9 protein-coding genes are annotated in these 9,921 nt (G+C 63.8%); 4 read left to right on the plus strand and 5 right to left on the minus strand.

All coding sequences use genetic code 11. The annotated features are described in order from the left end of the window. Nucleotides 1-129 precede the first annotated feature (129 nt). Both DPQ64_RS05365 and DPQ64_RS18590 read right to left on the minus strand, forming a co-directional pair. Nucleotides 130-1,344 carry a tRNA sulfurtransferase gene (locus tag DPQ64_RS05365; RefSeq protein WP_115863332.1) on the minus strand — a complete coding sequence of 405 codons (1,215 nt, stop codon included), beginning with the start codon at nt 1,342-1,344 and terminating at the stop codon, nt 130-132. Between the two features lie 119 nt (nt 1,345-1,463). Then, on the minus strand, nt 1,464-1,631 hold the full coding sequence (locus DPQ64_RS18590; RefSeq protein ID WP_157971592.1) for a hypothetical protein: 168 nt from the start codon (nt 1,629-1,631) through the stop codon (nt 1,464-1,466). Nucleotides 1,632-2,315: 684 nt separating this feature from the next. On the opposite strand from DPQ64_RS18590, the gene DPQ64_RS05375 reads away from it, so the two are divergent. Continuing rightward, on the plus strand, nt 2,316-2,753 hold the full coding sequence (locus tag DPQ64_RS05375) for a dCTP deaminase/dUTPase family protein (RefSeq protein WP_115863334.1): 438 nt from the start codon (nt 2,316-2,318) through the stop codon (nt 2,751-2,753). A 177-nt stretch (nt 2,754-2,930) separates the two neighbouring features. On the opposite strand, the gene DPQ64_RS05380 is transcribed toward DPQ64_RS05375, so the two are convergent. Further along, a complete protein-coding gene (locus DPQ64_RS05380; RefSeq protein ID WP_115863335.1) occupies nt 2,931-4,205 on the minus strand; it encodes a M24 family metallopeptidase in 1,275 nt (424 codons plus the stop codon). Nucleotides 4,206-4,334: 129 nt separating this feature from the next. On the opposite strand from DPQ64_RS05380, the gene DPQ64_RS05385 reads away from it, so the two are divergent. After that, a complete protein-coding gene (locus DPQ64_RS05385) occupies nt 4,335-5,051 on the plus strand; it encodes an EthD domain-containing protein (RefSeq protein ID WP_115863336.1) in 717 nt (238 codons plus the stop codon). A 534-nt stretch (nt 5,052-5,585) separates the two neighbouring features. Continuing rightward, nucleotides 5,586-7,373, plus strand: coding sequence for an acyl-CoA carboxylase subunit beta (locus tag DPQ64_RS05390; protein WP_115863337.1), 1,788 nt, complete (start codon nt 5,586-5,588; stop codon nt 7,371-7,373). 67 nt (nt 7,374-7,440) lie between these two features. Here DPQ64_RS05390 and DPQ64_RS05395 read toward each other — a convergent pair whose 3' ends face one another. After that, on the minus strand, nt 7,441-7,737 hold the full coding sequence (locus DPQ64_RS05395) for a hypothetical protein (protein WP_115863338.1): 297 nt from the start codon (nt 7,735-7,737) through the stop codon (nt 7,441-7,443). 285 nt (nt 7,738-8,022) lie between these two features. On the opposite strand from DPQ64_RS05395, the gene DPQ64_RS05400 reads away from it, so the two are divergent. After that, nucleotides 8,023-8,394 (plus strand): DUF5658 family protein, encoded by a 372-nt coding sequence (locus tag DPQ64_RS05400; RefSeq protein WP_232820494.1) that lies wholly within the window; start codon nt 8,023-8,025, stop codon nt 8,392-8,394. Nucleotides 8,395-9,037: 643 nt separating this feature from the next. On the opposite strand, the gene DPQ64_RS05410 is transcribed toward DPQ64_RS05400, so the two are convergent. Further along, nucleotides 9,038-9,523 (minus strand): MaoC family dehydratase, encoded by a 486-nt coding sequence (locus DPQ64_RS05410; protein WP_115863340.1) that lies wholly within the window; start codon nt 9,521-9,523, stop codon nt 9,038-9,040. Between the last annotated feature and the right edge of the window lie 398 nt (nt 9,524-9,921).

Genomic DNA, 9,921 nt, shown 5'->3' on the forward strand with positions numbered 1-9,921 from the left:
AGGTGGACCAGCTCGTACCCGGCGGAAGGGAAACCAGCGCGCGCTGGGCCGAAAGGCCACATCAGCGCACGCCACGGTGAAACGATGAACTACAGCGCGAGCCGCCGACCACCGACCCAGTTCGCGACCTCAGAAGTCGACTTTCGTCGCGTTCTCCGCGGCCTCCTTCGCGCGGTCGTACAGCTCCTCGGGCTGGGCGTTGTCGACGATCTCACGCGTCGCGTTCGTCTCCGGGTAGTCCGGCGCGATACGGTTGCAGCCCGCCGGAATCGTCGAGTCGCGGAACGTGCCGATCTCTCGCGCGCGGTCGGTGATGTCGGCCTTGTCCATCGTGAGCAGCGGTCGGTGGATCGGCAGGTCCGTGGCGACGCTCGTCGCGGCGAGGTTCCGCGTGGTCTGGGAGGACTTCTGACCGATGGCCTCGCCGGTCACGATGCCCGTCGCGTTCTCGGCGCGGGCGACGTGCTCGGCCACGCGGTACATGAATCGCCGGTAGACCAGCATTCGCGCGGGACCGACCTCTTCGTCTAGTAGCGCCATCACGTCGCCCGCGGGCACCCGCCACAGCGGCATCTCGTAGTTCGGCGCGTAGTCGGCCAGCCGCCGGACCGTCTCGGTCGCGCGCGCCTCGTGGTCCGGGCCGCCGTAGTCGCCGAGTTCGAGGTAGACGGGGACGATGGGCGATCCGCGCTTCATGATCTCCCACGCCGCGACCGGCGAGTCGATACCGCCGCTGACCAGCGCGACGACCGTCGACTGCGTGCCCAGCGGGAGCCCGCCGGGACCGGAGCGCTGCTCGGTGAACACGTACGCCTCGTCCTCGCGACACTCCACGTAGAATGTGGTGTCGGGGTCGTCGAGGTCGACTTCCGGGTCGTCGAGTTCCGCGAAGACGGCCGCGCCGCCCGACTCTTCGAGGTCCTTGCTCGTGAACGGGTGAGCGTCCGCGGTCCCCGCGCGCCGGGCGTCCACCGCGAAGGTGTCGCCTGCGAAGGTATCGTCCGCGGCGTCTGCCGACTCCCCTGCACTGGCGTACTCGCTGGCGGTCCGCGCCAGCGCCTCCACGATGGCGTCTTCCTCGGGCGGGACGACGACCGCGGGGCTGACCGACTGGACGCCGAACGCGTCGCTGGCGGCCTCGGTCGCGGCCTCGACGCCCTCCTCGTCGCTGTGGAGGAAGATGCGCGACCACCGGCGCTCGACCGTGGCGTCGACCCCGCGGTCGCGGACGATGGCTTCGATGTTGTCCCGGAGCCGACGCTCCATCTCGGTCTGGACCTTCCCGCTCTTCACGCCGACGTCGGCGTGACGAACGAGGACGGTGTCGGCTCCAGGCGGTTTCATGGCCGGGGATAGACGCGAGGCAGATAAACGGGCTTCGATTCCGTAAGCGTGGAGACGGGTTCGGCTTCAGGACTGTCTTTGAGTTCTGACTACTTCTCATCTCCTGCTACATTTTTTATTTAGGCGCGCGGGAACCCGAGCCAGTACACCGGGTCGGTGTACGCCGGATTCAGGTGGTGGAAGTGCCACAGCGCCGCGAACACGACCGCCAGCACGCCCACGAGCGCACCCATCGTCAGCAGAAACGGCCGCCACCCGTTGCGTTCGGCGGTCGATTGGACGCCCAACAGGACCTACAGGCCGAAGAAGGAGGTGATGGTGTACGAGAAGAGTATCTGTCCCACGGTACCGCCCACGAACATCGCCGCGAGCATCACGAGGAGAACCCGAGCGCGGCGACGACGATTCGGTCACGTTTCAGGTTGATTGTCGTGCTACCACATACCAACTTGCGATACCTGATTAACGTATTTATAACATATCTTATATATGGTATTGATACTGAATACGGATATTCGGCTCTGTTGAAATCCTTCGGGAGTGATACATTCTGACCGGCTGTGGTCAGTACAGGTGAACTACCGCTTAGAGGAATCCTGTTAGGCCGATACACAAAAATAGCACACCTAATCCGCGATAAAGCCAAACAGGGGTGGATTCTTCAGATTTGTCGGAAGATGAACGCCGAAGGAACTCAAATCCAAACGTGTGAATTCTCTTCGGAATTATAGCGTATGTAAGGCCAAGGACGACGGCTATGATATATCCAACTTGCCACAGAGTACTCATATGTTCTTTTAAGCGAGTGAACACATATATCTAATGGACGATACACACTGCTCAGAGACCAGCTGTTTCAAGCGATAATATGTCTAAAGTATAGGATCTCAACAGAGCCGGATATTCGATAGCTTCGAAATCGAATCGGCGCGAGGCCCGTACTTTTGCCGGTGGCGAGCGTGAGAGAGATCATGCGCCCGAGCCAGCTCACGACGCTCGTCGACGGACTGCTCCACGAGGGGACGCAGGTGACCGACCGCGGTCTCGATCTGACGGTCGCGGAAGTTCTCCGCGTCGAGACTCCCGGACGGGTCGACTTCGGCGGGGACGAACTCGAACGTCCCAACGTCTCGGCCCACGAAAAGGTGTGGCGCGACGACGAGGACGACTACCAGTGGTGGCGTCTGGAGGGCGGCCAGTACCTCGTCGAGTACAACGAGAACCTCACGGCAGATAGACCTCTTACGGTCCAAACCCGTACCGCGATGTGCGAGCGCGGCGCGTTCCACCCGACGCTGCAACTTTCGGAACTTGGTCGAATGCCTCTCTCGGTCGCTCCGGGCGGCATCCGATTGAAGGAGAACGCCCGGATCTCGACGGTGCTGCCGCCCGAGGAGGGGACGGAGTGAGGGTAGCAATCAGACGGGACGCGTTTCCTCCAACGGTTTAGACCACGACCCGCGGGAGTCGCGTACGTCTCCACCGGACCGAGGAAACTCGCCGACTCGAAGATGCGCCTCGCCGACTGGCTCGAACACCGGGGGTGGTGAGTCGGCAGTCGCGGACCGCTCGTCTGAAAGGTCTTCTCAGTGCTCGATGGTCGTGATCTCCTCGACCGGCCACTGGCTCAGGATCTCGACGCCGTTCTCGCGCACGACGACCATCTCCTCGACGCGGACGCCCTGCCGGTCGGCGGGCCGCATCGTCTCGACAGCCATCGTCATCCCCTCCTCGATCTCGATGGGGTGGTCGGGCGAGAGCCCGCGCCAGATGAGTGGGACCTCGTACAGCTGGAGGCCCAGCCCGTGCGCCCAGTGGTTGGTGGTCATCTCCCAGAAGTCCTCGGCACCGTACCAGTCCATATGCTCGCCCTCCTCGTCCGGGAACCCCTGACAGATCTCGTCGGTCGTGGCCCCCGGCTCGATGCGTTCGAGCACGTCGTAGAGGTCGTCGCGGGCCTTCCGGTAGGCCTCTTGCTGGGCCTCCGTCGGTTCACCCACGCTGAACGTGCGGTAGTAACAGGAGCGATACCCCATGAAACCGATGTTGTAGAAGTCGGCGTACACGAGGTCGCCCGGCCGGATGACGCGGTCGGTGGTGTTGGCCTGATGCTTGGGCCACGTGTTCGGCCCGGAGGTGACGTATCCCCCCTGGACCATCGCGCCGAGTCGGCACAGCTCTTTGGTGGCCTCGCCCCAGACCTCCGACTCGCGCATTCCGGGCTTTGCGGTCTCCGTGATGCGCTGGAACCCGGCCTCGCAGAGCGCCGCGACCATTCGCAGGCACTCGATCTCGTCGCGGGTCTTGACCTTCCGGGCGTCCTCCATCGCCTGGGTGCACTCGCTCGTCCGCACGTCGACGCCGCGCTCCTCGAACTTCGAGATCAGGGCCGCGTTGCCCACGTCGATGCCCATCGGCTCCTTTTGGACGCCGTACTCCTCCATCGCGTCGACCACGAGGTCGGCCATCTTGCCCTTCAGCCAACTCCGGGCCGAGTTGCTGCCCGAGGCTCGCGGGACGTTGCCGAGGCCCGGCGCGGCGTACCGAATGTCGTCGAGCCACGGGCAGTTGAATCGCTGGTTGCTCGCGTGGTCGGCGGTGTCCCAGTGGACCACGTCGCCGTCCTCGGTCAGGAGGGTGTAGTGGTCGGCACCGCTCCCGCCGGTCATCGCCAACCCGGTCACGTACCGGACGTTCGGGTCGTTGATGAGGAGCATACTTCCGAGCTCCTGCTCACGCATACGTTCGAGCGCCCGCTCCTTACGCTCGCGTCGCATGCGCTGGAAGTCGATGCGCTCCTCCCAGTCGACGCCCATCGTGCCGCGCGTTCCCTCCATGAAGTCGCGCTGATAGAAACTCATGGGCGAAGGTACTTCGAGCGAGATAATGAAAGTAGGTGAAACGGCGGTCGGACGCCGGTCGAACGTCTCGGTCCGTGGAAATGACCGCGCTCCGGGTGTTTTATCATCGCTCGTTCCGACAGTACAACTATGTACAAGCACGTCGCGCTGCTCGTCCGCAAGCAGGGGATGACCCACGAGGAGTTCGTCGACCACTGGCAGAACGAACACACCCCGATAGCGCGGGACATCGAGGGCGTCACGCGCTACCAGACCGTGCTGCCGACCGACGCCGAGAACGCGGAGTTCGACGGGCTGGCCGAACTCTACTTCGAGAACCTCGAGGACCTCCACGACGCGCTGGGCTCGCCGGGCTCGCGAGACTACGACCCGACCAAAGAGGTCGCCGCGCAGGCCCGCGCGGACGTGGACAACTTCCTCGACATCGACGAGCGCCCGCGATTCATCGGCGAGGAGATCGTCCAGAAGGACGAGGTCGACGGCGACACGGACGGCCTGTACAAGCACTCGGCGTTCCTCGTCCGCCAGGAGGGGATGACTCACGAGGAGTTCGTCGACTACTGGCAGACCAACCACACGCCCATCGCCCGCGAGATCGACGGCGTGGTCCGGTACGCCACGGTGCTACCGACCGACCCCGAGAACGCGGAGTTCGACGGCATCGCGGAACTCTACTTCGAGGATCTCGACAAGCTCCACGACGCGCTCGGCAGCGAGGGGTCGCGAGACTACGACCCGGACAAGGGCAAGGCCAAGGAGGCCCGCGAGGACGTGAACAACTTCCTCGACATCGACGAGCGCCCCCGTTTCATCGGGCGCGAGACGGTCCAGAAGGACGACACCTGAGTAGTTACCGCCCGAGAGGAGTCGGCTTTTCACTCCATCCGGAGTGTACTGGTTTTGGCCGTTCTACTTCGCGTGCGCTGCTCCTCTATCTTGACGCGCGCTGGGTTCTCCTTCGCTTCCGGCGCGTGCTGGCGTCTTGGCGAGCGACGCGAGGACAGGCTCTGCAGAGCTTTGCTCTGCCCGTGCTGTGCGGTCGCGGTGCGGTTGCGGTCACGCCGAGGCGCAAGCAGTAGCTAGCCTACTCGAAGCAATGAAAATCAGCGTGAAGCTAGCTATTGCCGAGGTATATGAGACACCGCACAGCAGCGCATCCTCACACCTCCCCGACCTCCTGCGGTTCTCGGCCTCCACTTCGTTCCGGCCTGCGGTCCTCGTCTCGCGCGCGCCGGAATCGAAAATCAACCGTTCGAGAGACGAGTTGCAAGTTCTCAACCGCACGTCGTCACGGATAACAATAGAAGTCACCCGGACGACATCAATTTCTGCCGGAGCCAAAGGGAAAACGGTTTGAAATCGCTGGACGCACTCGGGCGTATGAAAGTACGCATCAGCGACGGGGCGACCGACGAGGAAGCCTCCGCCATCGCGGAAGCGCTCGCCCAGCACGTCCGCGACGAGGTGTCGGTGTTCGTGGGCGACGCCGACTCGCCCGCCGCAGTCCGCGAATCGCCGGTCGTGCCGTCGGCGACCGGTGGCGATTCCGGAGCGTCCGCAACCGAGGGGACCGACACCACCGACGACCTCGGACCGACCGAGCGCGAGGAAGCGCTCTGGAAGGAGATCGAGGACATCGAGTTGGGCGGCCCCGAGAAGTACAAGGAGCGCCTCGAAGAGCAAGGAAAGCTGTTCGTGCGCGACCGACTGGACCTCTGGTTCGGGGAGGACGGTCAACTGTTCGAGGACGGGAAGTTCGCCAACTTCGACGCGTGGCACCCCGACAGCCCGGAGGTCGAGGAAGGCAACGACGACCGACTGCCCGGCGACGGCCTCCTGACCGGCGCGGCCGAGTTCGAGGGCCGTGAGGTCCACTACATGGCCAACGACTTCACCGTCAAAGCCGGGTCGATGGCCGAGAAGGGCGTCGAGAAGTTCCTCCGGATGCAACAGCGCGCGCTGAAGACCGGCAAACCCGTGCTCTACCTGATGGACTCCTCCGGGGGTCGCATCGACCAGCAGACCGGCTTCTTCGCCAACCGCGAGGGCATCGGGAAGTACTACTACAACCACTCGATGCTCTCCGGACGCGTGCCACAGATCTGCGTGCTGTACGGCCCCTGCATCGCCGGGGCGGCCTACACCCCGGTCTTCGCGGACTTCACCATCATGGTCCGGGACATGTCCGCGATGGCTATCGCCTCCCCGCGGATGGTCCAGATGGTCACAGGCGAGGATATCGAACTCGAAGAGTTGGGTGGCCCGGACGTGCACGCCCGAGAGTCGGGGAGCGCGGACCTCGTGGCCGACGACGAGGAGCACGCCCGCGAACTGGTTGCCGACCTCATCAGCTATCTGCCCGACAGCGCCGACGATACCCCTCCGAAGAGCGAGGGCAAGCCACCCGTGAAGTCCCCCGAGGGAATCGACTCCATCGTGCCCGAGAAACCCAACAAGGGCTACGACATGACCGACCTGATAGACCGCGTGGTCGACGAGGATTCTTACTTCGAACTCAAGCCCGAGTATGGAAAGGAGATCATCACCGCGTTCGCGCGCATCGACGGTCGGCCGGTCGGCATCGTCGCCAACCAGCCCGCTCAGCGCGCAGGGGCCATCTTCCCCGACGCCGCAGAGAAGGCTGCGGAGTTCATCTGGACCTGCGACGCCTACGAGGTCCCGCTGCTCTATCTCTGTGACACGCCTGGCTTCATGGCCGGCTCGCAGGTCGAGAAGGATGCGATTCTGGAGAAGGGCAAGAAGTTCATCTACGCAACGTCCTCCGCGACCGTGCCCAAGCAGACCGTCGTCGTCCGGAAGGCGTACGGCGCTGGCATCTACGCGATGGGCGGCCCGGCATACGACCCCGAGAGCGTGCTCGGCCTCCCCTCCGGCGAGATCGCCATCATGGGACCGGAAGCCGCCATCAACGCAGTCTACGCCCGGAAGCTCTCGGAGATCGACGACCCCGAGGAGCGCGCGGAGATGGAGCAAGAACTTCGCGAGGAGTACCGCGAGGACATCGACGTCCATCGGATGGCCAGCGAGGTCGTCATCGACGAGATCGTGCCGCCGAGCACGCTCCGAACCGAACTGCAGAATCGGTTCGCGTTCTACGAGGGCATCGAGAAGGAACTTCCGGACAAGAAGCACGGAACGATTCTGTAAGCGGAGTCCGCCCGAGCGACGCGGAGTCGGGCGGCTCCGACTGTTTCGACTGAGGTGGTGCCCGGACTTAGCAGTACGTACCGCACATACAGCAGTCGTAACAGTCGCTACAGCACTCGACGATCTCGCAGTCGTCCGGCGTACTCACGTACTCGTCCTCGCCGATCTCGTCCCAGAGCCGGGCGAGGTCGTCCTCGCTCGGATCCTCGACTCGCCGGACGACTTCGTCCCGACGAACGACGCGGACCGCGTCGAGGTCGGCTGCGGTTCGGCGGCTCGCTGGCCGTCGACCGGCCGCGGAACCCATGCCGACGGTCAGTGCGCTCCCTGCCGCGATACCTTTGAGGAGTTGCCTTCGTTGCATAGCACAAAAATACAATAACTGAGAGATAATAAAATTCTAGTCTGTCGCTCAAAGCCAGTATTCTAGAGTTTCTATTGCTTTCGCGAAATAAAATAGGACTGTGTGAGTCCGCGCGGCGGAGAGAGAGGGTCGATGCGGGCTGGCTCATCACGTCCAACCACGTCGTATGCGCCGGTAAGCCCGCGTGTCGGTCGCTAAAGAGCCGTATAACAATAGCCGGTCCCGTCGTGGTCCGGTTCGTGACGACGCGCCGCGACGGTGACCGACCGTGCGTTCTGATCCCCTATGAGTTCTGACCCACAGTATTCCTCGACGCTGACCGCCACCCGGAATCGCGCGATCACCACGCTGTCGGGCGTCGGGCGAGTCGAGCGAGCGCTCTGGCTTCTCGTCGGAGTGGGACTGCTCGCCGACCTGCTGACGACCTACTACGGCCTCCAGATCGGCCTGACGGAGTCGAACCCGGTCGCGCGAACCGCCATCCACCGGTTCGGGTTCGCGGCGATGGTCGGCATGAAGCTTGGAGCCGTCGGGGTCGGCGTCGCCTGTCGACGGCTGGTCACGGGTCGACACGCGCTGCTGGTTCCTGCGGGGCTCGCGGTGCCGTGGCTGGCGGCCGCGCTGGTGAATCTCTCGCTGTACGCGGTCGTTACCTGACAGGATTGGGAAGGGACGACGTCGCCGTGGAACACTGGATCCGGATGTCCGTACTCTTCGCCGTACAGGCTGGCCAGTGGGTACGAAACGGAACGATTCTGCAGAGAGTCAGGCACGGGATGTTAGCAGGCTAATAACACACGCAAACGTAACAGGGCGTACACGGTAGGCCATTCACGCAGCAACAACATTGGTCACCCGGGTCGTCGGTAGTGTCGAGTTCCGATAACGACGGGGTGTCCGACCGGCGCTCGAACTCGGACTTCGGTATCACTTCCTCGCGCCCGTCCTCGAACGTCCACGCGACGTGGGTCGGTTCCGAAGACTTCGCCGAGGCGAGTCCCGATCCGCCGACGGCAGCAGCGCCGACGGTTCCGGCCCGTTTCATCAGGGTTCGTCTATCCATACAAGCGAGTTAGCTCCTCTAACAAGTTAATTTTTTCGCAAATTGTATGTGGGTAAATAAGGGGCGTCCGTAGCGAGGCTCGGGTCCACCAGTGACGTTCTGACCGGTCGCAGTAACGCCGTAACGACCGATTCGACTTGGAAAGGATGCGACTCGCGGCGACGGTCATCGATCTCTCGCCGTCCGCGATACTACCTCACGGTCGGTCCCGAGCAGTCGGGGAACCAGACCACAGGTTCACTCGGCGTGTTCGCGCTTCAGCGAGAGGACTGTCCGCTCGAACTCGCAGACCAACGTCTCGCCGTCGGCCTCGGTGCCGTCCTCGCCGCGGTTCACCGCGAACGCCTCGACGCGCATCGTCACGACGCCGCGCTCGCCGTCGCTGGTCTCGCGCTTGTCGGTGACGGTCGACTGGGCGCGGATGGTGTCGCCGTGGAAGACCGGATTCGGGTGTTCGACGTCGTCGTAGCTCAGGTTCGCAACGATGGTGCCGTCGGTGGTCTCGGGGATCGACAGCCCCACCGCGAGGCTCATGGTGTAGAGGCCGTTGACGAGTCGCTCGCCGAACTGGGTGTCGGCGGCGAAGTCGGCGTCGAGGTGGAGCGGCTGCTGGTTCATCGTCATGTCGCAGAACTGCTGGTTGTCGGCCTCGCTGACGGTCCGTCGCTTCTCGTGCTCGTAGGTCTCGCCGACCTCGAACTCCTCGTAGTACAGTCCGGTCATACGTGGTCGGGCGGCGCGCCGCGGCAAAAATCCCCGCGATTTCGCTCGGCGGCGACGCCGGACGGGGCCACGACGAATGGCTCCGACACCGAGCGGAGCTGCGACGAATACACTCACAGGCGACCCCTGAAAGTGTCGTAACCGGTGCATAACCAAGGGTACGTGAGGATTAGCTCGTGGTAACGGCGTCACAGCCCAGGCTTATCATGTCGAACGACGCGTGCCGGTTCGAGTGGGCGCAACCGCGAACAGTCGAACCCGAGAGCGGGAGCATCGCCGTGGAGAACGTACGCGCAGGTCCGGCTAAGTCGGCGAATTCGGCGGGGTCGGGTCCACCGAGCGGTCGCGCTGACGCGAATCGGTCCGATTCGGACCGATTCGCGTCAGCGCGACCGTCC

It is taken from the genome of Halorussus litoreus (assembly GCF_003382685.1).
Taxonomy (GTDB): Archaea; Halobacteriota; Halobacteria; order Halobacteriales; family Haladaptataceae; genus Halorussus; species Halorussus litoreus.